Annotated in this window: 20 protein-coding genes and 1 tRNA gene; 13 read left to right on the forward strand and 8 right to left on the reverse strand. The window is 65.2% G+C overall.

From position 1 onward, the window contains the following. The first annotated feature begins 92 nt into the window (after positions 1-92). The 5 genes from WG924_RS07195 (at position 93) to WG924_RS07215 (ending at position 4111) form a co-directional block, all read left to right on the forward strand. Complete coding sequence (locus WG924_RS07195; protein WP_345932347.1) at positions 93-431, forward strand: hypothetical protein; 339 nt, start codon at positions 93-95, stop codon at positions 429-431. Between the two features lie 159 nt (positions 432-590). Beyond that, positions 591-2114 carry a proline--tRNA ligase gene (proS, locus tag WG924_RS07200; RefSeq protein WP_345932348.1) on the forward strand — a complete coding sequence of 508 codons (1524 nt, stop codon included), beginning with the start codon at positions 591-593 and terminating at the stop codon, positions 2112-2114. A 187-nt stretch (positions 2115-2301) separates the two neighbouring features. After that, positions 2302-2757: a PAS domain-containing protein gene (locus WG924_RS07205; protein WP_345932349.1), complete on the forward strand. Its 456-nt coding sequence runs from the start codon at positions 2302-2304 to the stop codon at positions 2755-2757. A 244-nt stretch (positions 2758-3001) separates the two neighbouring features. Beyond that, entirely contained in the window at positions 3002-3412 is a 411-nt protein-coding gene (locus tag WG924_RS07210) for a DUF983 domain-containing protein (RefSeq protein WP_345932350.1), read from the forward strand. Between the two features lie 252 nt (positions 3413-3664). Next, a complete protein-coding gene (locus WG924_RS07215) occupies positions 3665-4111 on the forward strand; it encodes a MarR family winged helix-turn-helix transcriptional regulator (RefSeq protein ID WP_188581400.1) in 447 nt (148 codons plus the stop codon). Between the two features lie 24 nt (positions 4112-4135). On the opposite strand, the gene WG924_RS07220 is transcribed toward WG924_RS07215, so the two are convergent. Next, positions 4136-4864, reverse strand: a complete 729-nt coding sequence (locus tag WG924_RS07220) for a GntR family transcriptional regulator (RefSeq protein WP_345932351.1) — start codon at positions 4862-4864, stop codon at positions 4136-4138. A gap of 204 nt (positions 4865-5068) precedes the next feature. On the opposite strand from WG924_RS07220, the gene WG924_RS07225 reads away from it, so the two are divergent. From WG924_RS07225 to WG924_RS07260, 8 genes are all read left to right on the forward strand, one after another. Then, on the forward strand, positions 5069-5860 hold the full coding sequence (locus tag WG924_RS07225) for a class II aldolase/adducin family protein (protein ID WP_345932352.1): 792 nt from the start codon (positions 5069-5071) through the stop codon (positions 5858-5860). 139 nt (positions 5861-5999) lie between these two features. Further along, positions 6000-7547, forward strand: a complete 1548-nt coding sequence (locus WG924_RS07230; protein ID WP_345932353.1) for an ABC transporter substrate-binding protein — start codon at positions 6000-6002, stop codon at positions 7545-7547. A 93-nt stretch (positions 7548-7640) separates the two neighbouring features. Continuing rightward, entirely contained in the window at positions 7641-8618 is a 978-nt protein-coding gene (locus WG924_RS07235; RefSeq protein WP_372044892.1) for an ABC transporter permease, read from the forward strand. Further along, complete coding sequence (locus WG924_RS07240) at positions 8615-9454, forward strand: ABC transporter permease (RefSeq protein WP_345932354.1); 840 nt, start codon at positions 8615-8617, stop codon at positions 9452-9454. The genes WG924_RS07235 and WG924_RS07240 overlap by 4 nt, the downstream gene beginning before the upstream one ends. Positions 9455-9495: 41 nt before the next feature. Continuing rightward, entirely contained in the window at positions 9496-11175 is a 1680-nt protein-coding gene (locus WG924_RS07245) for an ABC transporter ATP-binding protein (protein ID WP_345932355.1), read from the forward strand. After that, positions 11172-12137, forward strand: coding sequence for an NAD(P)-dependent oxidoreductase (locus WG924_RS07250; RefSeq protein ID WP_345932356.1), 966 nt, complete (start codon positions 11172-11174; stop codon positions 12135-12137). Before WG924_RS07245 ends, WG924_RS07250 begins: the two co-directional genes overlap by 4 nt. Positions 12138-12196: 59 nt before the next feature. Then, positions 12197-13243 carry a histone deacetylase family protein gene (locus WG924_RS07255; protein WP_345932357.1) on the forward strand — a complete coding sequence of 349 codons (1047 nt, stop codon included), beginning with the start codon at positions 12197-12199 and terminating at the stop codon, positions 13241-13243. Between the two features lie 124 nt (positions 13244-13367). Next, positions 13368-14735 (forward strand): aspartate aminotransferase family protein, encoded by a 1368-nt coding sequence (locus tag WG924_RS07260; protein WP_345932358.1) that lies wholly within the window; start codon positions 13368-13370, stop codon positions 14733-14735. A gap of 70 nt (positions 14736-14805) precedes the next feature. Here WG924_RS07260 and WG924_RS07265 read toward each other — a convergent pair whose 3' ends face one another. The 7 genes from WG924_RS07265 to pip form a co-directional block, all read right to left on the reverse strand. Beyond that, on the reverse strand, positions 14806-17940 hold the full coding sequence (locus WG924_RS07265; protein WP_345932797.1) for a type I restriction endonuclease subunit R: 3135 nt from the start codon (positions 17938-17940) through the stop codon (positions 14806-14808). Then, positions 17940-18638, reverse strand: coding sequence for a hypothetical protein (locus WG924_RS07270; protein ID WP_345932359.1), 699 nt, complete (start codon positions 18636-18638; stop codon positions 17940-17942). The genes WG924_RS07265 and WG924_RS07270 overlap by 1 nt, the downstream gene beginning before the upstream one ends. Beyond that, the gene (locus WG924_RS07275) at positions 18635-19960 is read right to left on the reverse strand and encodes a restriction endonuclease subunit S (protein WP_345932360.1); all 1326 of its coding nucleotides are present in this window, start codon (positions 19958-19960) and stop codon (positions 18635-18637) included. Before WG924_RS07275 ends, WG924_RS07270 begins: the two co-directional genes overlap by 4 nt. Next, on the reverse strand, positions 19953-21842 hold the full coding sequence (locus tag WG924_RS07280; protein ID WP_345932361.1) for a class I SAM-dependent DNA methyltransferase: 1890 nt from the start codon (positions 21840-21842) through the stop codon (positions 19953-19955). The genes WG924_RS07275 and WG924_RS07280 overlap by 8 nt, the downstream gene beginning before the upstream one ends. A gap of 12 nt (positions 21843-21854) precedes the next feature. Next, the gene (locus tag WG924_RS07285) at positions 21855-22049 is read right to left on the reverse strand and encodes a type II toxin-antitoxin system Phd/YefM family antitoxin (protein ID WP_345932362.1); all 195 of its coding nucleotides are present in this window, start codon (positions 22047-22049) and stop codon (positions 21855-21857) included. 187 nt (positions 22050-22236) lie between these two features. Beyond that, a tRNA-Arg gene (locus tag WG924_RS07290) sits at positions 22237-22313 on the reverse strand. 119 nt (positions 22314-22432) lie between these two features. Then, positions 22433-23434 carry a prolyl aminopeptidase gene (pip, locus tag WG924_RS07295; protein WP_345932363.1) on the reverse strand — a complete coding sequence of 334 codons (1002 nt, stop codon included), beginning with the start codon at positions 23432-23434 and terminating at the stop codon, positions 22433-22435. Between the last annotated feature and the right edge of the window lie 97 nt (positions 23435-23531).

Genomic DNA, 23531 nt, shown 5'->3' on the forward strand with positions numbered 1-23531 from the left:
ATGGTGACCATCCATGCTTCCCACTACAAGTCCGCCGCAGATCGGCGTATATAAGATTGCAACTTAGATGCATTCCATGCAGGAGACGGGTGATGAGCGGCAAGTCGCGCTCTCGAAAACCCCGGCCGGCCGCCGATGCCGGCCGGCATGGCTTCCAGGTCGATGCCGCGCCGTCGACCGCCGCAACCATTGCCGGGCTTGCCGTCGCGGTTCTGGCCGCCGTGGCGACGGTTGCGGTGGTCTCGGGCGCCGAGGCGGCGGTGACGCTGGGGCTGGTGGGCTGGCTGCCGGTGGCGGTGCTGGCGATCATGACCGGCGGCGGCGGTCCGGGGTTGAAGCGGCGGATGCTGCGGGGCAGCGGCTTCAGCGCGGTTCTGCCGCTGCTGCCGCTGGCGGTGGGCGTGGCGCTGGCATCGGGCCGCTCACTCTGACCCGGCGGCCGCGCCCCATGCGGGTATGGCACACCGACGCAGCCGCGCCTCCCGGACCATTCGGCCCCGGAAGCACTTGTTCTCGGCGATGAAACGTGGATGATGCGGCAGAATTCCGCCAGCACCATCCACACAGCCATCAGCCGAGGGGCCACCCCCATGTCCAGCGCCCAGAGGAAGACCGCCATCCGCATCACCCGTGCCGAGGATTTCCCGGCCTGGTATCAGGAGGTGGTCAAGGAAGCCGAGATGGCCGAGCCGTCGGGCGTGCGCGGCTGCATGGTCATCCGCCCCTGGGGCTATGGCGTGTGGGAGCAGATCCAGAAGCGTCTGGATCAGCGCATCCGCGAGACCGGCCACCAGAACTGCTATTTCCCGATCTTCATCCCGCTCGACCTGATCGAGAAAGAGGCAAGCCATGTCGAGGGCTTCGCCAAGGAGATGGCGGTCGTCACCCATCACCGGCTGATCCAGAAGGACGGCAAGCTGGTGCCGGACGGGCAGTTGGAAGTGCCGCTGGTGGTGCGCCCGACATCGGAAACCGTGATCGGCGAGGCCTTCGCCCGCTGGATCCGCAGCTATCGCGACCTGCCGCTGAAGATCAACCAGTGGGCCAATGTCGTCCGGTGGGAGATGCGGCCGCGCGTCTTCCTGCGCACCAGCGAATTTCTCTGGCAGGAAGGCCATACCGCCCATGCCAGCCGCGACGAGGCGCTGGACGAGACCGCGATGATGCTGGAGGTCTATCGCGATCTCTCGGAAAACTGGCTGGCCGTGCCGGTGATCGCCGGCGAGAAGCCTGAAAGCGAGCGCTTCCCCGGCGCGGTCGAAACCCACTGCATCGAGGCGATGATGCAGGACGGCAAGGCCCTGCAGGCCGGCACCTCGCATTTCCTGGGGCAGAATTTCTCAAAGGCCGCCAACATCCAGTACCAGACCAGGGATGGCGGGCTTGAGCTTGCCTACACCACGTCCTGGGGGGCATCGACCCGGCTGATCGGCGCGCTGATCATGACCCACTCCGATGATGACGGCCTCCGGCTGCCGCCGGCGGTGGCACCATCGCAGATCGTGATCCTGCCGATCATCCGTGATGAGGCGAGTGCCGCCGATGTCATGGCCGCGGTGGATGCGCTGGCCGCCCGCCTTGCGGCCGAACGCTATCTCGATCTGCCGGTGCGGGTCGAGGTCGACCGCCGTGACATGAATGCCGGCGAGAAGCGCTGGTCGTGGATCAAGCGCGGCGTGCCGGTGATCCTGGAAGTGGGGCCGCGCGACGTGGCCTCGGGCTCGGTCGCGGTCACCGAACGGGTGGCGCTGGACCAGAAGAAGGCGATCATCCCGCAGGACGAGCTGGTGTCGGGCATCGCCACCCGGCTGGCCCTGATCCAGAAGCAGTTGTTCGATCAGGCCGTGGCATTCCGCGCCACCCGCATCCGCGCCGACATCACCGATTACGACGCGTTCCGCGCCTTTTTCTCGAAGGAGGGCAGCGATTTCGCCGGCGATCTCGGCTTCGTGCGCGCGCCCTGGTGCGGCACCCGCGAGAGCGAGACAAAGCTCGACGATCTGGGCGTCACCATCCGCTGCCTGCCCTATGATCAGGGTGATATCGCCGGCCGCGCCTGCGTGCTGACCGGCGCGCCGGCCACCGTCGAGGCGATCTTCGCGAAGTCTTACTGATCTGGCGGACATCGAGCACGACGGCGAATATTGCATTGCAGCACTGAGTATGGCGCCAGGATTGCCGCTCCATACCCAGTGCTGTCATGTTTCTGTCAAGACAACACTCGATACCACAGGTTTCTGCTGCTAATCTTGGGTCTTGTGACGCGCACCGCGCGTCAGGCACCGGTCAGGCAGGCCCGACATGGATGACATCGAGGACCGATTCGAGACCGACATCCTCAAGACCGCCTATCGTTACTGGCGCGATCTCTGCGGCGACCGCCCGATGCCGCTCCGGCGGGAGATAGACCCGTTGCGCCTGCATCGGCTGCTGCCGCATCTGTTTCTGTATGATGTCGTCCATCAGCCCGGTGGCCGGCTGGATTTTACCGTGCGGCTGGTCGGCACCCGGATTTCCGAAGCCCATGGCGGCGACCATCGCGGCCAGAGCCTGTCGGTGGTCCATGCCGGCCAGTGGCCGCGCATCGCGGCCGACTATCACGACGTGGTCCGACAGTGCCGGCCGCATTACGCCCGGCGGGTGGGGTTCGCCATCGCCAAGGACCATGTCACCTATGAACGCGTCCTGCTGCCGATCTCGGACGACGGCACCCGCGTCGACGGCATCTTCGGCGCCGCCCATTACTGGATCGGCTGACGCAGCCCGCTTGTCCTGGAACCCGTCCCGCCGCAGGGGGTTGCACAGATCTGACGCCGCGTCATGATCATCATCATGCCCGCGGCGACGTGTCGCGTGGTACGCGACTTCCCCGCCGCTCATATTGAGGATGGTGCATCGGGTCCGATGCGGCGTCCGGCCATCTGGAGATGGTGCCGCCTTGCCTGTTCCAAACCCCGCCAATCCCCCCGCCGATGCGCCCAAGCCTCAAGGAGAAGAGCCCATGTCGGGCCAGGATGATGTGGTCTGGACCAACGCCCGGACAGAGGAAGACGACGCCCCGGTGAAGGGCCCCGGCCTGTGGCGCGCGATGCGTCGCGGTCTGGCCAGGCGCTGCCCGCGCTGTGGCGAGGCGCCGGCCTTCAACGGCTATCTGTCGGTGCGTGATCATTGCAGCCATTGCGGCGAGAATCTCGGCAGCTATCGCGCCGATGACGCGCCCCCTTATTTCACCATTTTCCTGGTGGGCCACATCGTCATCCCGTTGATGCTGTGGGTTGAAAAGGCCTGGGCGCCCGATATCTGGGTGCATGCGGCGCTGTGGGTGCCGCTCAGCCTGGTGCTGACGCTGGCCACCCTGCCCTATATCAAGGGCGCGGTTCTGGGGCTGATGCTGCAATTGCGGATCCATTAGCCGCGCGGCCCCCATATCCACGGCGCGCAAGCGCCCGTGTCCACAGCGCGAACGCGCCCGTGTCCTTTTTGAGAGGCGGGCGCTTTTTCGTGATCTGACGGGGACTTCTGCAATCCGGCGCTGGTAATCGGTGACGCGGGACCTAACTTTAGGGCATGGAGGCGTCCTGGCCGGCGCATGCGCGGCCGGCGCCACAGTCGATATCTCGACCACCATCCTCGAAATCATCCTCGAACCTTGGGGGGAGGCAGGATGCAGCCCGTCGAAGAGCTTCGCTATCTGATCCTGGCGGCACAACGCGAGGCCTATCGCCAGCTTGCCGACCGGCTCCGGCCGCTCGGTCTCACGCCGTCGCAGGCAGAAGTGCTGTCGGTTCTGGCCCAGCGCGAGCCCTTGTCACTGGTCGATCTGGGTGAATTGCTGGTCTGCGAGACCGGTAGTCCCAGCCGGCTGGTCAATGGGCTGGTCGAGCATGGACTGGTGCGGCGCGACCGCTCCGATACCGACCGCCGCATGATCACCCTGACCCTGACCGACCGTGGCCGCGCCCAGGTCCAGCGTCTGACCGAGATCGACCGTCAATACCATGCCGACATGGCCCGCCGCCTGAATGGCGACGAGTTGGACAGCGTCACCCGGGCTCTGTGGCAACTGGTCGGCGACCGCCCGGCGGGCCGGGCGCTGTCGAAGCGGCGCTGACCGCGACCGTGGGCGAACGCGGCCCTACTCCGAGGACGGATCACCGCGACGGGGAGCGCCATCGGCGCTGAACATCGCCACCACCCGCTCGCGCGCCGTGCCGATATGGTAATCGCTGGCGGCCGCGAACACGCCTGCATCCCGTGCGACCAGGGCATCCAGCAGCGGCTCGTGGGTCCGGGCGATCTGATGGGGGTCGTCGTACAGCCGGCCGATCATGGCGATGCCGAACCGGGTTTCGGCGGTCAGTTCGTCGAACACCTTCAGCAGCCGCCGGTTGCCGGCGAACACGCAGATCATGCGGTGGAATTTCAGGTCTTCCTCGATCTGGCGTTCGCCGTCGCCATCCTCGGCCAGCCGGTGCAGGAACGCCACCTGTGCCCGCAGCTTCGATGCCATCTCGTCGGTCAGGCTGCCCACCAGCAGGGCCCCGGCATGGCGTTCCAGGCACATGCGCAGATCGTAGATCTGATCGAGATCGTGCCAGTCGAACTGGCGGACGAAGAAGCCGCGACGCGGCATCGCCACCACCAGACCGCGATTTTCCAGCAGCCGCGCCGCCTCGCGCACCGGCGCGCGGCTGACGCCCAGGTCACGGGCAATGGTGGCCTCGGTCAGACGCGCACCGGGCTTGAAGCCGCCCTTCAGGATGGCGTCGGTCAGAACCTGCGCGATCCGGTTCACCAGATCGTTCTGATCCAGGGCCGTCAAAAGCGGCCCGCCGCCGCCGGCCGGCGGCGTCGCTGTATCCATTGACACTGATCCTGCATCCCTCGACAGGGGGGTGCCGGGCGTCTGGCCCTTCTCCGGCATGGACAATGCGCCTCCTGTCATCTGCATCATGTGCAACCTCTGCCTTGCGAGCATGCCGGAAACGTGGTCGAATGTCGATTGTCGACAATTTGCCGCACCCATCCCGGACCCGTCGACGCCGCCGATCACTCATGAGGGCCGCCGATGCGCCGCGCAACCGTTTCCGAAGTCTCCGCCCAGCCGTCATCTCCGACCGCCGGCGCCGAGCGGGTCGATCTGGCCGCGGCCTATCGGCTGGTCGCGCATTTCGGCATGGATGACAGCATCTTCACCCATATCTCGGCCCGCGCACCCGATGGCGAGGATGGCCATGGCCGGTTCCTGATCAACCCGTATGGGTTGCGGTTCGACGAGGTCACCGCCTCCAATCTGGTGACGGTGGACCTGGACGGGCGGTTGATCGACGACCCGCATGGCGCCGGCATCAATGCCGCCGGCTTCACCATTCACAGCGCCGTGCATGCGGCGCGCCACGACATTCACTGCGTGCTGCACACCCACACCGTCGCCGGTGTCGCCGTGTCGTGCCAGGAGAACGGATTGCTGCCGCTGAACCAGTGGTCCTTGCAATTCCACAACCGTATCGCGTTCCATGAATACGAGGGCATCGCGCTCGACCTGGCCGAACGGGAGCGGCTGGTCGCGGATCTGGGCGATGCGAAGGTTATGATTCTGCGCAATCACGGGCTTCTGACCTGTGGCCGCACGGTCTCGGAAGCCTTCAAGCTGATGTACAATCTTGAGCGCAGTTGCCGGGCCCAGCTCGCCCTGCAAAGCTCAGGCGCACCGATCCACCTGCCCTCAGAGGAGGTCTGCCAGCGTACCGCGCAGCAGTACGAGGGCTGGGATGGCGAGCATCCCCATAACCGCCCCGATGTGGAATGGGATGCCTATCTGAGACTGCTCCGCAAGATCCAGCCGGATTTCGAGAGCTGATCAGTTGAACTGATCCGGCGGGAGCGTGGCCGGTGCATAGCCGATTAACGGCTAGCTGCGACAAGAAGCAGTCTCAAGAACAAGACGGAAGACGCAGACGAGGTTTCACCAATCCAAGGACGTCAGGGGGACTTTAGGAATGATCAGGGGATTTCTGCTGGGCGGCGTGGCAGCGCTGTCGATGATTTTCGCGGCGGCCGCCGCGCCCGTCGAGGGAGGACGGGCCAACGTCGTCATCCAGCCTGAGCCGCCGGGACTGATGCTCGGCCTGATTCAGAACGGCCCGACCCAGATGGTCGCGGGGCAGATCTATGAGGGCCTGCTCCGGTATGACCCATCTCTGAAGCCCATGCCGCAGTTGGCCGAGAGCTGGACCGTGTCGGGCGACGGCACGATCTATACCTTCAAGCTCCACAAGGGCGTCACATGGCACGATGGTGAGCCGTTCACCTCGGCCGACGTGGTGTTCTCGGTCGACGTCTTCCTGCGTGAGACCCATGCGCGGCTGCGGGCCTCGCTCGCTCATGTCGAGAATATCTCGGCGCCCGACGATTACACCGTGGTCTTCAAGCTCAAGCAGCCCTTCGGTCCGTTCCTCGGCATTTTCGAGGCTGGCACCATGCCGATGATCCCGAAGCACATTTATGAAGGCACCGACTTCAAGACCAATCCGGCCAACAACACGCCGATCGGCACCGGCCCGTTCAAGTTCAAGGAATGGGTCAAGGGCTCGCATATCCTGCTGGTCAAGAACGAGAATTATTACCAGGAGGGCAAGCCCCACCTCGACGAGATCTACTGGCACGTGATCCCCGACGCCGCCTCACGCGCCGTGGCCTTCGAGACCGGCACCGTCGATATCCTGCCCGGCGGCTCGGTCGAGAATTTCGACGTGCAGCGCCTGACCGCCCTCGACAACACCTGCGTCACCGACAAGGGCTGGGAATTCTTCGCCCCGCAGTCCTGGCTGTGGCTGAACAACCGCGAAGGCCCCACCGCCGACGTCCGGTTCCGCAAGGCGATCATGTATGCCATGGATCGCGAATTCGCCAAGGAGGTGCTGTGGAACGGCCTGGGCGACGTCGCGACCGGCCCGTTCTCGTCGAAGATCCGCTTCTATTCCGACAAGGTCACGCCCTATCCGCATGATCCCGACAAGGCCCGGGAACTGCTGAAGGAGATGGGCTATGACGGCACCCCCATCCGCGTGCTGCCGCTGCCTTATGGCGAGACCTGGCAGCGCTGGGCCGAGGCGGTGAAGCAGAATCTTGAGGAAGTCGGCATCAAGGTCGACTTGGTCGCGACCGACGTCGCCGGCTGGAACCAGAAGGTCTCCGACTGGGATTACGATCTGGCCTTCACCTATCTCTATCAGTATGGCGATCCGGCACTGGGCGTGTCGCGCACCTATGTGTCGACCAACATCGCCAAGGGCTCGCCCTGGAACAATGTCGCGGGCTATGCCTCGCCTGAGGTCGACAAGCTGTTCGCCGATGGCGCCGTCGCCTTCTCCGACAAGAAGCGCGAGGGCGTCTATACCGCGGTCCAGAAGAAGCTGGTCGACGACGTGCCGGTCGCCTGGCTGCTGGAACTGGGCTTCCCCACCATTTATCGCTGCAACGTCAAGAACCTGATCACCACCGGCATCGGCGTGAACGATGGCTTCAAGGATGCCTGGATCGAGTGATCCCGCACCCGTAACGCCCTCGCATCGATACCACCGGCCGGGCCTTGTCAAGGCCCGGCCGGTGACGCCACACCTCCCGCAAGGAGACCGCCGATGGCGCTGGCACGGTTCCTGATCGGCCGGCTGTTCAAGGCTGCCCTGGTCCTGCTCGCAGTCCTGGTCCTGAACTTCTTCCTGATCCATGCAGCCCCCGGCGATCCCGCCGCCGTGATGGCCGGCGAAGCCGGTGCCGCCGACCAGATCTTCCTCGATCAGCTCCGCGAGCGGTTCGGCCTGAACCTGCCGCTGCACGAACAGTTGTGGATCTATATCTCGGGCGTGGTTCAGCTCGATTTCGGCTTTTCCTATCGTCAGCAGATGCCGGTGCTCGACCTGATCCTCGACCGGTTGCCCGCGACCCTGCTGCTCACCGGCACGGCCTTCGTGATCTCGCTGATCATGGGCGTGGCGGCCGGTGCCGTCGCCGCCATGCGCCGCGGCCGCTGGTCGGACACGGCCATCACCACCGCCGCCCTGATCTTCTATGCCACCCCGCTCTACTGGGTGGCGCTGATGGCGGTGCTGCTGTTCTCGGTGACACTCGGCTGGCTGCCCGGCTTCGGCATGGAAACCGTGGGCGGCAACTATACCGGCCTCGATCGCTGGCTGGACGTGGCGGAACACCTGGTTCTGCCGGCACTGACGCTCGGCCTGTTCTTCATGGCGGTCTATACCCGCATGACCCGCGCCTCAATGCTTGAGGTCTCGCGGCTGGACTTCGTCAAGACCGCGCGCGCCAAAGGACTGAAGCCGGGGGTGATCCAGCGCCGCCATGTGCTGCGCAACGCCATCCTGCCGATCGTGACCCTGGCCGGGCTCCAGGCCGGGCAGATGGTGGGCGGCGCCATCCTCACCGAAACCGTCTTCGCCTGGCCCGGTATCGGCCGGCTGATGTTCGAAGCCCTGTTGCAGCGCGACTACAACCTGCTGCTCGGTGTGTTCTTCGTCTCGGCCGCCATGGTCATCCTGTTCAATCTGGTCACCGATCTGGTCTACCGGATCGCCGACCCGCGGATCGAGGCAGCGGGATGAACGGCTTCCTGAAACGTTTCGCCCAGAATCGCGGCGCCCTGATCGGGCTGGCGATCCTGTTCATTGTCATCCTGGTCGCGATCATCGCGCCGCTGATCTATCCGATGTCGCCCTGGAAGATGGTCCAGCGGCCGTTCCTGGCGCCGTTCGACGTGGCCGGACTGCCGCTCGGCACAGATACGCTCGGCCGCAACGTCGCCTCGGGCCTGGCGCATGGCGCGCGGATCTCGCTGCTGATCGGGCTGGTCTCCACGGTTGTGGCACTGGCGATCGGCGTGCCGCTGGGCGCCGTTGCCGGCTATTACGGCGGCATCGTCGACGACGCGCTGATGCGCTTCACCGAGTTCTTCCAGACCGTGCCGAGCTTCGCGCTCGCCGTGGTGCTGGTCGCGATCTTCGAGCCCAGCATCACCTCGATCGTGGTCGCGATCGCCGTGGTGAGCTGGCCGCCGGTGGCACGCCTGGTGCGCGGCGAGGTGCTGTCGTTGCGCACGCGGGAATATGTCGAAGCCGCCACCCTCGCCGGCCAGTCGAACACCACCATCATCCTGCGCCAGATCCTGCCCAACACGCTGTCGCCGATCATCGTGCTGGCCTCGCTGATGGTGGCGACCGCGATCCTGCTGGAAAGCTCGCTGTCCTTCCTGGGGCTGGGCGATCCGAACGTGATGAGCTGGGGCTATATGATCGGCGCCGCCCGCACCGTGATCCGCCAGGCGTGGTGGCTGAGCTTCTTCCCCGGTGTCGCGATCCTGCTCACCGTGCTCGCCCTCAATCTGGTGGGCGAAGGGCTGAACGATGCCCTCAATCCGCGCCTCGCGCGCCAGGGACATTGAGGAGCGGGCCATTGACCAGTGACTTGAAGACCCAACCGGGTATGACCGGATCAGATCAGGCCCGTCCCGACGCGCTGCTGTCGATCAGCGGCCTGAAGCTGGCCCTGCCCGCCGGCGCCGACCGGCCGTTCGCGGTCGACGATGTCAGCTATGACCTCGCCGCCGGCGAGATCCTGTGCATCGTCGGCGAGAGCGGCTCGGGCAAATCCATGGCCGCCAATGCGGTGATGGGCCTGCTGCCGCATGGCGTGCGCCCGGCGGCCGGCCGGATCATGTTCGAGGGTCGCGATCTGCTGACCCTCGACGAGGCCGGCATGCGCGCCATCCGCGCCGCCCGCATCGCCATGATCTTCCAGGAACCGATGAGCGCGCTGAACCCGCTGATGCGGGTGGGTGAGCAGATCGCCGAGGTGTTCGAGGGCCATAACCGGCTGAAACCGCGCGAACGGCGGGCGCGCGCGCTGGAGCTGCTGACCGAGGTCGGCATTCCCGAGCCCGCCCGCGCCATCGATGCCTATCCCTTCCAGCTCTCGGGCGGCCAGCGCCAGCGGGTGATGATCGCCATGGCGCTGGCGCTGGAACCGCGCCTGCTGATCGCCGACGAGCCGACCACCGCGCTCGACGTCACCACCCAGGCCCAGATCCTGAAACTGATCCGTGATCTTCAGATCCGCCACGGCATGGGCGTGATGTTCATCACCCATGATTTCGGCGTGGTGGCCGAAATCGCCGACCGGGTCTGCGTGATGCAGCATGGCAAGGTGGTCGAGATCGGCACCGCCGCCGATGTGCTGGGCAACCCGTCGCATCCCTATACCCGCGGCCTGATCGATGCCATCCCGGGCATGAACGTGCCCGACCGCGCCGGTCCGGCCATCACGCCCGATGCGGCCGAGCCGCTGCTGAAGGTGCGCGGCCTGACCAAGACCTATCACGGCAAGGGCGGCCTGCTGCGCAAGCCCCGCGTGGTCCATGCGGTCGACGACATCTCGTTCGATCTGGCGCGCGGCGAAACACTCGGCATCGTCGGGGAAAGCGGTTCGGGCAAGTCGACGCTCGGTCGCTGCATCGTCCGGCTGATCGATCCCGATCGCGGCTCGGCCGAAATCGACGGCGTCGATCTGGCCAGCCTGAACGCCAAGGCGCTGCGCAAGGAGCGCCGCCGGGTGCAGATGGTGTTCCAGGATCCGTTCGGCTCGCTGAACCCGCGCACCCGCGTCGGCCAGATCATCGCCGAGGGACCGATCGCCGCCGGCGTGCCGGCCGCCGAGGCCCGTGCGCAGGCGCGCGAACTGCTGGCCACCGTCGGCCTCGACGGTTCATCCGCCGACCGCTTCCCGCATGAGTTCTCAGGTGGGCAGCGCCAGCGTGTCGGCATCGCCCGGGCTCTGGCGATGAACCCTGAACTGATCATCGCCGACGAGGCGGTGTCGGCGCTCGACGTCTCGATCCAGGCTCAGGTGCTCGATCTGCTGGCGGGGCTGAAGGCACGGCTGAACCTGTCGATGCTGTTCGTCACCCATGATCTCAGGGTCGCGGCCCAGATCTGCGACCGGCTGGCGGTGATGCAGCGCGGCCGGATCGTCGAGATGGGCACGGTGGCCGAGGTCTTCGGCAACCCGCAAAGCGCCTACACCCGCGAATTGCTGGCCGCCATCCCCGGTCGCGGCCCGGGCACGCCGCTGAAGCGCTTCGCGCAAGCGGGGGCCGCCCTGCCATGACCGCGCGTCGCTATCGCTGCGTCTGCCTCAGCACCATGCTCGATCTGAAGGCGATCTTCGGCGGAGGGTTCGCCCGCCATGCGCCCCAGGTCGATCTGCTTAAGCCCGAAGAGGCCCTGGCGGCACCAGAGGCGGTGGATTTCGCGCTGGCCTGGAAGCCGGCACCCGATGCCTTCCACCCGTTCCCCAACCTCGCCTTCGTGTCGTCGATCGCGGCCGGGGTCGACAACATCCTGGAGTGCCCCAGCCTGCCGGCCGGGCTGCCGGTGTTGCGGGTGCGCGATGACGATCAGGCGCGGATGATGGCGGGCTTCGCCGCCTGGCACGTGCTCTGGCATCATCGCGGCATGGCCACCTATATCGCCCAGCAGCGGGTGGCGCTGTGGCGGCGGGTGATGGAAAAGCGCCCGGCCGGTGATGTCCGGGTGGCGGTTCTGGGCTTCGGTCATATGGGGCGGGTCACCGCCGGCGTGCTGGCCGGGCTTGGCTATGACGTCCGGGTGCTGTCGCGGCGGCCGCCCGATCCGGCCCTGGTGCCGGCGGGCGTGACCGTGGTCTCAGGGCCGGATGGCGCCGCCCGCATCGCCGCCCAGGCCGATATGCTGGTCAACCTGCTGCCGCTCACCGACGACACCCGGGGCATCCTGTCGGGCCCGCTGTTCGACCGTCTGCCCATGGGCGCGGTGCTGATCCAGCTCGGCCGTGGCGAGCATCTGGTCGAGGATGATCTGACCACGGCCCTCGACAGCGGCCGGATCGCCGCCGCCTCGCTCGATGTCTTCGCTGTCGAGCCGCTGCCGCAGGAGCACCGCTTCTGGCACGATCCGCGCATCCTGGTGACCCCGCATGAGGCGAGCGAGCCCGACCGCAACGCCCTGGCCCGCCATATCGCCGCCGCCGCCGCCCGTCTGGGTGGGGGCGACCCTGTCCCGACCATGGTCGACCGGCAGGCGGGATACTGATCCGCCGCGCCCTCCTCGTTCCACCCGACTTCGCGTCCCAGCAACAGGCGTTCTCCCCCATGAAAGTCGTGTTCGATCCGCGCCAGACCGCCCATGCGCCGGAAACCTATTTCCGGCGGGGCGGCTTCATCACCCATCCCGAACAGCCGCAGCGCGCGATCCTGCTTCGCGATGCCCTGGCCGGCGCCGGCCACGAGATCGTGGCGCCCGCCGATCATGGGCTTGAGCCGCTTTATGCGGTCCACGATCGCGGCTATGTCGATTTCTTCCGCACCGCCTGGACGCGCTGGGTGGAGGCGACCGGATCGACCGAGGCGGCCGTGCCCAACTACCACACCGGCCGGCGCGAGGGCCGGGTGCCGCAGGGCGTGGTCGGCCAGCTCGGCTATTACGCCACCGACACCGCCTGCCCGGTGATGGCGGGCACCTGGGAGGCGATCTACTGGTCGGCGCAGTCGGCGGTGGATGCCGCCGATCAGGTGCTGGCGGGCGCGCGGATGGTCTATGGCCTCAGCCGGCCGCCGGGCCATCATGCGTCATGGGATGCCAGCAACGGCTTCTGCTTCTTCAACAACGCCGCTGCCGCCGCCCGGCATCTGCGCCGCAAATTCGCGCGCGTCGCGGTGCTCGACGTCGACACCCATGCCGGCAATGGCACCCAGGACATCTTCTATGGCGATCCGGATGTCTTCTATGCCTCGCTGCATGTCGATCCGGCCGATTACCCGCCCTATTATCTGGGCTATGGCGATGAAACCGGCCGCGATGCCGGCCTTGGCACCACGCTCAACCTGCTGCTGAACCCGGGCGACGGCGATGCCGAGATCGGGCTCGCTGTCGACCGCGCGCTGGCGGCGATCCGCGATTTCGGCGCCGAGGCGCTGGTGGTGTCGCTGGGCTTCGACATGGCCCATGACGATCCCTTGTCGGTGGTGCGCTGCACGGCCGATGGTTTCGCCGCCACGGCCGCGAAGATCACCCGCTTCGGTCTGCCGACGGTGCTGGTGCAGGAGGGCGGCTATCTGGGGCCAAGCCTGTCCGACAATGCCGTCGTGTTCCTGAATGCCTGCGATGCGGCGCTCGCCGCTGATGCGGCCGCCGGCTGACCGGCGTATCGTCAGGCAGCGACAGTCTCGCCCCTCCCCCTCTCACGCCCCGCCCCCCCTCACGCCCCGCCCCCGACATGAACGCGTGGCGATGCCGACCCATCGCCCATCAGGAGCCCGACCCATGGCCTACAGCCCGAACTCGCCGGAAGCCCGCGACATCGCCTATCACATGCACAGCTACACCGATGCCCGTCGCCACGAGGAGACCGGCTCGATCGTGCTGGAGCGCGGCGATGGTGTCCATGTCGTGGACATCCACGGCAACCGCTATATTGAGGCAATGGCCGGCCTGTGGAGCGTGGCGCTGGGCTTCAGCGAGCAGCGGCTGGCCGATGCCGCCGCCCGCCAGATGGCCAAGCTGCCCTTCGCGCACACCTTCAGCTACAAGTCCAACGGCCCGGTGATCGATCTGGCCGAAAAGCTGATCGGGCTTGCCCCTGTGCCGATGAGCAAGGTGTTCTTCACCAATTCAGGCTCGGAAGCCAACGACACCATCCTGAAGCTGCTCTGGTATCGGTCCAACGCCATGGGCCAGCCCGAGCGCAAGAAGATCATCAGCCGGATGCGCGGCTATCACGGCGTCACCATAGCCTCGGCCAGCCTGACCGGCCTGCCCAACAACCATCGCTCGTTCGATCTGCCGATCGCGCGGGTGCTGCACACCGGCTCGCCCCATCACTGGAAGGATGCCGGCCCCGACGAGACGGAAGAGGCTTTCGCCACCCGCCGCGCCGAGGAACTGGAAGCCATGATCCTGGCGGAAGGCCCTGAGACGATCATGGCCTTCATCGGCGAGCCGGTGATGGGCGCCGGCGGCGTGGTGGTGCCGCCCGCGACCTATTGGGAGAAGATCCAGGCGGTTCTGGCCAAGTACGACATCCTGCTGATCGCCGACGAGGTGATCTGCGGCTTCGGGCGCACCGGCAACATGTTCGGCAGCCAGACCTATGACCTGCGCCCCGACATCATGACCATGTCGAAGCAGCTCTCGTCGTCCTACATGCCGATCTCGGCCTTCATGATCAACGAGAAGGTCTATGAGCCGATCGCCGATGAAAGCCACAAGATCGGCGTGCTCGGCCACGGCTTCACCGCCGCCGGCCACCCGGTCGCGGCGGCGGTGGCGCTGGAGAACCTGAAGATCATCGAGGAACGCGACCTGGTCGCCCATGCCCGCGAGGTCGGCGCCCATCTGCTCGGCCGGCTGAAGGCGCTGGAAAGCCACAGCCTGATCGGCGAAGTCCGCGGCGTCGGCCTGATCGCGGCCGTCGAACTGGTCACCGACAAGGCCGCCAAGACCGCGCTTGAGACCCCGGGCGCGCTGGGCGGCATGGTCAACACCGGCATGCAGACGCGTGGCGTGATCACCCGCAACATGCTCGACGCCATCGCCTTCTGCCCGCCGCTGATCGTCAGCGGAAAGGAAGTCGACCAGATCGTCGACACCCTGGAAGCGACGCTCGACGACACGGCGGCCAAGATCGGCTGACCGGGCGGCACTGGGTGTATGAACACGAACAAGGGCGGTTCCGGATGGAGCCGCCCTTGTCTGCCGTTTATCACCAGCTTGCAGATAGCGCCTCGGCCTGTCGAAGCACCGTTTGCACCGCGGCGTCTTCAAGTTTGGGCGGGTAGCCGTGCTTGCGCAGAATGCGCTTCACCAGCACGCGCATGCGCGCTCGCGCACTTTCGCGGTGCGACCAGTCCACCGACACGCTGCCCCTCAGGCTGACAAGAAGTTCATGCGCGATCACCTTAAGCGACTCGTTGCCCATCAGTTCGACGGCGCTTTCGCTTTCGGCCAGGGCGTCATAGAAGGCGATCTCGTCTTGTGACAGACCCTCATCTTCGCCACGCCTGCGGGCGGCGCGGACCTCTTTGGCAAGATCGATCAGCTCCTGCAACACCTCCACGGTGCTGATCGCGTTTGCATGATAGCGGGCGATCGCCATATCCAGCCGCTCGGAAAAGCGCTTGGTCTCGACCACGTTGGTTTTGCTGCGCGACCGAATTTCGTCGTTCAGCAGCTTTCGCAACGCCTCAAGTGCAAGGTTTTTCTTGCCCAGTTGCTGAACCTCGGCGAGGAAGTCGTCCGACAGGATCGAGATATCGGGCGTCGTGATGCCAGCGGCGGCGAGAATGTCGACGATCTCGGTTGAGACGACGGCCCGGTCGAGGATCTGCTGAATAGCAAACGCGCGGTCGGTGGCGCTTCGTCCCGCACCATCGGCCGATTTCACGAGAGCGGCCCGAACCGCCTGAAAGAAGCCGACGTCATCGCGGATGTCGCGCGCGTCATCGCTTGCCGATGCCAGGGCGAATGCCTTCGACAGCGCAAGAACGGCATCCTGATACCGGCGGTTTTCCCGGCGCCGGCCATCCTCGGTCGTCTCCCGCGCGGCGGCGTCGTGCTGGCGGCCAAGGATCCATTCGAGCGCTTCGGCGAGCACGATCAGCCGCTGACGCGGCGCACCGACCAATCCCCGGGCATAGTCGAAGCCGTGATACATGGCCTTCACGACCTCGTATTTCTCAAGCAGCACGGCGACTGCCTCGGCTTCGTCAATACCAGCCTGGCGTTGGTCGGCGCCGGAATATTGGCCGAGCGCGTTCTTGAGGTTCTGAGCAATGCCGATGTAGTCGACGACGAGGCCGGCGGGCTTGTCGCGGAAAACGCGGTTCACCCGGGCGATCGCCTGCATCAATCCATGGCCCTTCATCGGCTTGTCGATATACATCGTGTGCATCGATGGCGCGTCAAAGCCGGTCAGCCACATATCCCGCACGATCACCAGCTTGAGCGTGTCCCTCGGGTCTTTCGCGCGCCTCGCCAGAAGGTCGCGGCGCGCCTTGCCTCCGATATGGGATTGCCATTCCTGACGATCGGCGGCCGATCCGGTCATCACCACCTTGATCTTGCCCGCCGCATCGTCGTCGCCGTGCCAATCGGGCCGAAGCGCTATGATCTGGTCGTAGAGCGCCACGCAGATGCGGCGGCTCATGCAAACCACCATCGCCTTGCCGTCCATGGCGGCGACCCGGTCCTCGAAATGTTGAACCAGATCGGCGGCCACCATCGCAAGCCGCTTCTCCGAGCCGACCAATGCCTCGACGGTCGCCCATTGCCGTTTGATGCGCTCCTGTTCGATCGTCGCTTCGTCTTCGGTGAGGTCGTCGATTTCCGCATCGATCTTCGGCTTCTCGTCATCGGGAAGCTCGATGCGCGCAAGGCGGCTCTCATAATAGATCGGCACCGTGGCGCCGTCTTCCACCGCCCGGCTGATGTCGTAAACGTCGATATAGTCGCCGAACACCGCAGGCGTGCTCACATCGTCCGTCTCGATCGGCGTTCCGGTGAACCCGATGAAGGACGCGTTCGGCAGCGCATCGCGCAGATACTTCGCGAAACCATAGGCGATCTCGCCGGTCTTCCGTTCGATCCGCGCCCGGAAGCCGTATTGGCTTCGGTGTGCCTCATCCGCGATCACGACGATGTTCCGGCGGTCGGACAACATCGGATAGACGGTCTCGCCGGTTGGCGGCGAGAACTTCTGAATGGTCGTGAAGATCACGCCACCAGAGGCCCGGCTGAGCGCCGATTGCAGATCATCCCGGCTCTCGGCCTGAACAGGCGTTTGTCGGATCAGATCGCGACACATGGAAAACGTGCCGAAAAGCTGGTCGTCCAGATCGTTGCGGTCGGTGACGACAACGATCGTCGGGTTTTCAAGCGCCGGCCGCCGCACGAGCTGCCCGGCATAGAACGCCATCAACAGGCTCTTGCCCGACCCCTGGGTGTGCCAGATCACCCCGACCCTTCGATCGCCCTGTGGCGCCGATGCCTCGATGGTTTTGTCCACCGCATGCCGCACGGCATGGAACTGATGATAGCCCGCGATGATCTTAGCGAGCCCTGAACCGGTTTCGCCGAACACGGTGAAATCGTGCAGCAGATCGAGCAGGCGCCGGCGATCGAAAACGCCGTCGATCAGAATGCCCAGTTCCGGCTGGCCTTTCGCGGCGATGACTTTGCCGTCTGTGGTCCGCCAGGGCATGAAGCGTTCCTGATCGGCGGTCAGCGAACCCACGCGCGCGGTGATGCCATCCGAGGTGACAAGAACGGCATTCGTCCGGAAGAGCGACGGGATCTGCGCCTTGTAGGTCTGAAGCTGGTTGTGTGCGCCGGCAAGGGTGGCGGTCTCGCCGCCGGGCGCTTTCAGTTCGATCACGCCGAGCGGCAACCCATTGATGAAAACGACGATATCCGGCCGGCGATTGATGCCGCCCTCGATCACGGTGAACTGGCCGGTTGCCAGCCAGTCATTCGCGGCGTGATCGTCGAAATCGATCAGGCGGACCTTGTCGCCCCGGATCGTGCCGTCCACGCTGTAGAACTCGACATCGACGCCCTCGACCATCAGCTTGTGCAGGCGGCGGTTCTCTTCAATCAGCGACGGCATTTCGGTGGCCAGCACCTTGCGCAGGGCATCGCCGCGCGCCTCCGCCGGGATCGCCGGGTTGAGTTTTTCAATCGCCGCCGTCAGTCGCCTGACCAGCACCACATCGCCATAGGCGTCCCGCTCGGGCGCCTTTCCATCCGGGCCGATCCCGGCATCGGTGGCAATCGCGTAACCGAGGCCGGCGAGTTGATCGAGCACCACCCGTTCAACAGCCGCCTCTGACAGATACGCCATCAGGCGACCTCCGCGTCTTGAGGCGCGGTGGCCCAATCGGACAGATCGTCGCCACCGGCCAGTAAGTCATCACCGACCTTGTCGATGCTGGCGACGCGGCCATTGGCGTGGCGATCGAAGCCGCGGAACGCCTCCGGATCAAGGGGCCGGTGGTTGTTGGACAGGACGACGCCGCTCACCATCACCAGCACACCGGCGGCATCCGCCTGGGCGATGAACAGCCGCAGCGCCTCCTCCCAGTTGCGGCAGGCGGCCCTGGCGGCCACATCGAAGCCGAGCATGTCCGCCATGCGCGCCGCAACGTCTTCTGGCCGATCGTCAAGATCCGCGCTGCCAAGGAAACCCGCCTCGGGCATACGCACCGTCAACGCGAACTCCCGATACCAGCCCTGCCGTTCCTGGCAGGCATAGAGCATGTCGAGCAAAGCGGGGCTGGCACGCCGCACCGCGCGCCCGTCATGGGTGCGGAAATCGGGGATCGGCAACGGCTCCTCCGGCGGCTCGGGAAGGAACAGAGAACCGATGGGCACATGAACCGCCTGCGCGAAGGCGTCCAACTGCTTGAGCGTAGGTCGCGCCTCGCCGGCCTCCCACGCGTTGAGCTTCGGAAAGCGGCCCAGCAGATCGCCGACGTCATGAATGCCGGCCCGCTCCCGCGCCCAGCGCAACATCTCGGGGCGGATGGCCGCGCGTGTCATGTGACCTCCCCAACCAGCGTTGCGGCATCCTTGATTCGTACCTCACCCGACATGAGCTTTGGAAGGAGGAAATCCCGGGTTGCGGCGAGGGTGTGGGATTCGGCCACATTGGCGCGCATCCGTTCGAATAAGGCAGACGCAACGAGGTCGAACTGTTTCGCAACATAAATTCCAGGTGCAGGAAGATAAACAGAATCAAATGTCTGGCGAGTTATCGTCGAGAACACAGAACCATGGGCTAGAGACTGAAGCTTGGCTACCATGTGCTTTGCGGCAAGGAACACAAAGCACGGCCCATATCCGTTTGCTCCCTTCAGACCATAGCAAGACTGATTGAATGCCATCGGTCGGCCAACCATCGCAAGGTTACCGACCGTGCCACGGGCCGAAATAATTGTCCCGCCCCTATCGAGAAGACGAGCAGAGCTATTTCGCAGGCCGTCGTCAGTAATGCTCTTTTCCGTTTCAAAAACAAAGATATCGCTACCAGACGGTGTGTCCACCACTGAAAACCATGGAATATCACCCCCCCAGTAGCCAGATTCGGAAGTTTTTGGCGTGCCTCCGCCCACAATTTCGAAAAATTTGGTCAACGGCTTTTCCATCCATCCCTCCGGCTTGCCTTCATCATCAAGGCGGTCGGGGAAGAGGGACCAGATATCCGGCGCGAGATAGGGCGCGCGGCCTTCCATCTTGGCGCGGGTCGGGCCGAAATCGACGAACCAGTCCTTGAAGAGCGCCCGCGCCATCGCCTCCAGCGTCTCGTTCATCTTCCGGTTCAGTTCGATCTTGTCGTCGAGGGCGCCGAGGATGGAAGCGATGGCCTTTTGCTGTTCCAACGGAGGAAGCGGAATCCGAAATTGCTTTAGGGAAGCAAGGGGTTGTCCAATGCCGGGTGTTCCAACCTGAGATCCGAATCGCAAGATTTCTTCACGCCCTGGCTGTGACTTAAAAAAATAGTAAGCGAACCGGCTATCCAGGCGTCGCGGGTCAGGCCGGAACTTCATCATACTTGACGAAATAACCATTGGAACGTGCGATTGCTCAATCAACGCTACCTCGCCTATCGAGCCTCGGTGCGGGAACACGAGGTCCCCACTTTGCAGGGCGCATGCAGGCATCGTCGCGGCAAAATCCTCTGGCACATAGACCCAGTTGCCCTTTAGTGACCGGTCGCTCGATATGTTAGTTCCACGAATCACAGGCACGCCGATTGGAACGTAAACATCTGCCTTCATGCGAGAGCCGAAAGGGCCAATCGCAATGGCAGCACGCTCGGGCTTTGCAAGCTCCCCCAATTGAGCGATCGGAAAGTCAGACATTTCCACCCACAGCAGATAGCGCTCGAATCACACGGGCCTCAAGCCCACGCCCAACTTCGAACTGCTCAGCCAATATCGCTCGCAGCGCCGCAAACCGCTCCGCAAACGGCATTTCGTCATCTTCAACCTCCGCCGCCCCAACATACCGTCCCGGCGTCAGCACATAACCATGCGCCTTGATCTCTTCCAGCGTCGCCGACTTGCAGAAGCCCGGCACATCCTCATAGGCGCCAGCGTCGCCCTCACCACGCCAGGCATGATAAGCGCGCGTGATCTTATCGATATCGGCGTCCGAGAATTCCTTGCGCGTGCGGTCCACCATGTGGCCGAGCTTGCGCGCGTCGATGAACAGGATCTCGCCGCGCCGGTCGCGCAACTTCGCATTGCGGGCGATGCCATTCGATTTGTCGCGGGCGAGGAACCAGAGGCAGACCGGGATCTGCGTTGAATAGAAGAGCTGGCCGGGCAGCGCTATCATGCAATCGACCACGCCCGGCGCACCGTTCACGCCCTCGATCAGTGCCTGCCGGATCGCGCCCTCGCTGTTCTGCGTCGACGACATCGAGCCGTTCGCCAGCACGACACCCGCCACGCCCGACGGCGAAAGGTGGTGCACGATGTGCTGCACCCAGGCGAAGTTGGCGTTGCTGGCCGGCGGCACGCCATATGTCCAGCGCACATCATCCCGCAGCCGGTCACCGCCCCAATCGGAGATATTGAAGGGCGGGTTGGCCAGAACGTAGTCGGCCTTCAGGTCGCGCAGCTCGTCCTTGTGGAAGCTGCCCTCGCTGTTCCATTTGATGTCGGCGTCGATACCGCGCACGGCGAGGTTCATCTTGGCCAGCCGCCATGTGGTATAATTCGACTCCTGGCCATAAATGGCGATGTCGCCGATCCGGCCCTCATGTTCCAGCGCGAACTTTTCCGATTGCACGAACATGCCGCCCGAACCGCAGCATGGATCATAGACCCGGCCCTTATAGGGCTCGATCATCTCGACCATCACCCGCACGACCGATCGCGGCGTATAGAACTCGCCGCCGCGCTTGCCTTCGGAACCCGCGAACTGGCCGAGGAAATATTCATAGACGCGGCCAAGCACATCGCGCGCCTCGCCCTTCTCCTGGCCCAGCGCGATGCCGGAAATCAGATCGATCAACTCGCCCAGCATCACCGCGTTGAGCGCCGGCCGGGCATAATCCTTGGGCAGCACGCCCTTCAGGCTGTCGTTCCGCTTCTCGATGGCGATCATCGCCTCGTCGATCATCTTTCCGATCGACGGCTGTTTCGCCTTCGCCTGAAGATGCGACCAGCGCGCCTCCTTCGGCACCCAGAAGATGTTTTCGGCCGCGTATTCGTCCGGATCCTCGGCACCGGCGGGATAATCGGCCAGCAGCTTGTCGCGCTTGGCCTCGAAGCTGTCGGAAATGTGCTTCAGGAAGATCAGGCCAAGGGCGACGTGCTTATAGTCTGATGGTTCCATATTGCCGCGCAGCTTGTCGGCAGCCTTGAAAAGATCCGCCTCGAAACCGAGATTGCCGCCATTGCCATGACCGCGAGCAGACTGGCCGCGAGCAGACTGGCCACGAGCAGACTGGCCGCCAACAGACTGGCCGCGAACAGGCTTGGGGCGGGCAGGCTTGGCGCGAGCGGCGACCGGTGCAGGGGCCTCGGCTTTGGCATCCGCGGCACCGGCAAGCGAAACCGAACCGCCGCGACCACGCCCGGGCGTCACGACACCCTCGGCGACGAGGTCATCCTTCACCGCGGTGTAGGCGGCATCGTCCCAACCCAGGGCCTCGCGCAAACGCCCGTTGCCGGCGGAGCCGCCAAGCTCTGTCAACGCCGCGACGAACCTGTCTTTCCGCGCCTGATCAGCCATTCCGTCCCCAACTCACGTCTTTTCGGCGGAGCGGGGCGGTTTCGCGCTCTGCTCCGATTCGATTGCCTTCAGCCGCTCGTATTCCTCGACCGCCAGAACCACGACCACAGCCCGGCCATGCTTTTCGACCGTCACGGGCCCTGCCCGTGCCGTGTCGATCAGCTTTCCGAAGCTATATTTTGCGTCGCGCGCGGAGATTGATTTCACCGGCCTGCCTCATTCTGCATCGGCCATTTGTGGCCATTATGGCCGCAAGCGTCAATGCCAATGCCGACGAGACGCCGAGGGATCACGCCCGTTTCCGGTCGCCCGACCCGGAACAAAGCTATGCCACACCGGGACGAATACGTCCGGCCGCCGGCGAGAAAACATGACCAGATGAAAAATGAAAAACTGGCGTCCCCGGCAGGATTCGAACCTGCGACCCCAGGATTAGGAATCCTGTGCTCTATCCTACTGAGCTACGGAGACGCCGTGCGCGGCGGCGGTGGCGTCTGAGGTGAGGCAGACAGGCGCGGCGGCGGCTGGACCTTTCCTATCATGAAAGCCCCTTGCCCGAAAGACCCAAGGCGCCCGCGGGAACAGGCCGCTCAGGCGCGCCCGCCGCGGGCAAGCTGGCGGCCGAAGCGGTCGGCGGCCTGGACCAGGGCGCGGCGGGTGCCGGGCTCGAAAGCCGAATGGCCGGCATCGGGGATGATTTCCAGCACCGCCCGCTCACCCAGCGTCGCCGCCAGGCGGTGGGCGGCGTCGGGTGGGCAGATCACGTCATAACGGCCCTGGGCGATATGCACCGGCAGGCCACGCACCCGCTCGTCACCCGCGATCCGGTCGAGCAGCGGCCGCGCGGCCAGAAAGCAGCGGTGGGCGAAATAATGCGCCTCCAGCCGCGCCACCGCCAGCGCGCCACGATCGAGCGTCGCGGGGCTGGCGCCAGTGAAGGCGGCGGGCGGCGGCGGGCGCAGGGTGGCGCAGGCGGTTTCATAGCCCGACCAGGCCCGTGCCGCCGGCGCATGCACGCGCGGGTCCGGGTCCATCAGCAGCGGCAGATAGCCCGCCAGCGGGTCGGCGCGGGCGCTGACCGGCAGATGGGCCAGAAAGGCCGCATGGGCTTCGGGGAAGAACCGGCCCATATCATGCAGGAACCACGCCACCTCGGCATCGGTGCCAAGAAAAATGCCGCGCAGCATCAGCGCCGTCACCCGATCGGGATGGGTGGTGGCATAGGCCAGCGCCAGGGTCGAGCCCCACGACCCGCCGAACACCGCCCAACGCTCGATGCCCAGATGCCGGCGCAGCCGTTCGATATCCGCCACCAGATGGTCGGTGGTGTTGGCCTGCGTTTCGCCATGCGGAGTCGAGCGGCCGCAGCCGCGCTGGTCGAACAGCACCGCCCGCCAGATCCGGGGGTCGAAGAACCGCCGATGCGCCGGCTCCACCCCGGTGCCGGGCCCCCCATGCAGGAACACCACCGGCACCCCGTCGGGGCGGCCGCAGGCTTCCCACGCCATCACATGACCATCGCCCAGATCCAGTTGCCCGCCGGCATCGGCCTCGATCGGCGGGTGAAGATCGCGGGAGCCGGCATCCATCATCGACACAGTATCCCAAACATCGACACAGTATCCCAAAGGGTCGGAGAACCGCGGCGGCGCCATCAACCGCAACGCAGGCAGCGATCGCCGCCCGTCG

The sequence above is a fragment of the Tistrella arctica genome (assembly GCF_039630945.1).
GTDB classification, from domain to species: Bacteria; Pseudomonadota; Alphaproteobacteria; order Tistrellales; family Tistrellaceae; genus Tistrella; species Tistrella bauzanensis.

Coding starts and splice junctions, on each gene's coding strand:
- WG924_RS07195 (WP_345932347.1), top strand. CDS start 93: ATGAGCGGCAAGTCGCGCTCTCGAAAACCCCGGCCGGCCGCCGATGCC.
- proS (WP_345932348.1), top strand. CDS start 591: ATGTCCAGCGCCCAGAGGAAGACCGCCATCCGCATCACCCGTGCCGAG.
- WG924_RS07205 (WP_345932349.1), top strand. CDS start 2,302: ATGGATGACATCGAGGACCGATTCGAGACCGACATCCTCAAGACCGCC.
- WG924_RS07210 (WP_345932350.1), top strand. CDS start 3,002: ATGTCGGGCCAGGATGATGTGGTCTGGACCAACGCCCGGACAGAGGAA.
- WG924_RS07215 (WP_188581400.1), top strand. CDS start 3,665: ATGCAGCCCGTCGAAGAGCTTCGCTATCTGATCCTGGCGGCACAACGC.
- WG924_RS07220 (WP_345932351.1), bottom strand. CDS start 4,864: ATGGATACAGCGACGCCGCCGGCCGGCGGCGGCGGGCCGCTTTTGACG.
- WG924_RS07225 (WP_345932352.1), top strand. CDS start 5,069: ATGCGCCGCGCAACCGTTTCCGAAGTCTCCGCCCAGCCGTCATCTCCG.
- WG924_RS07230 (WP_345932353.1), top strand. CDS start 6,000: ATGATCAGGGGATTTCTGCTGGGCGGCGTGGCAGCGCTGTCGATGATT.
- WG924_RS07235 (WP_372044892.1), top strand. CDS start 7,641: ATGGCGCTGGCACGGTTCCTGATCGGCCGGCTGTTCAAGGCTGCCCTG.
- WG924_RS07240 (WP_345932354.1), top strand. CDS start 8,615: ATGAACGGCTTCCTGAAACGTTTCGCCCAGAATCGCGGCGCCCTGATC.
- WG924_RS07245 (WP_345932355.1), top strand. CDS start 9,496: ATGACCGGATCAGATCAGGCCCGTCCCGACGCGCTGCTGTCGATCAGC.
- WG924_RS07250 (WP_345932356.1), top strand. CDS start 11,172: ATGACCGCGCGTCGCTATCGCTGCGTCTGCCTCAGCACCATGCTCGAT.
- WG924_RS07255 (WP_345932357.1), top strand. CDS start 12,197: ATGAAAGTCGTGTTCGATCCGCGCCAGACCGCCCATGCGCCGGAAACC.
- WG924_RS07260 (WP_345932358.1), top strand. CDS start 13,368: ATGGCCTACAGCCCGAACTCGCCGGAAGCCCGCGACATCGCCTATCAC.
- WG924_RS07265 (WP_345932797.1), bottom strand. CDS start 17,940: ATGGCGTATCTGTCAGAGGCGGCTGTTGAACGGGTGGTGCTCGATCAA.
- WG924_RS07270 (WP_345932359.1), bottom strand. CDS start 18,638: ATGACACGCGCGGCCATCCGCCCCGAGATGTTGCGCTGGGCGCGGGAG.
- WG924_RS07275 (WP_345932360.1), bottom strand. CDS start 19,960: ATGTCTGACTTTCCGATCGCTCAATTGGGGGAGCTTGCAAAGCCCGAG.
- WG924_RS07280 (WP_345932361.1), bottom strand. CDS start 21,842: ATGGCTGATCAGGCGCGGAAAGACAGGTTCGTCGCGGCGTTGACAGAG.
- pip (WP_345932363.1), bottom strand. CDS start 23,434: ATGATGGATGCCGGCTCCCGCGATCTTCACCCGCCGATCGAGGCCGAT.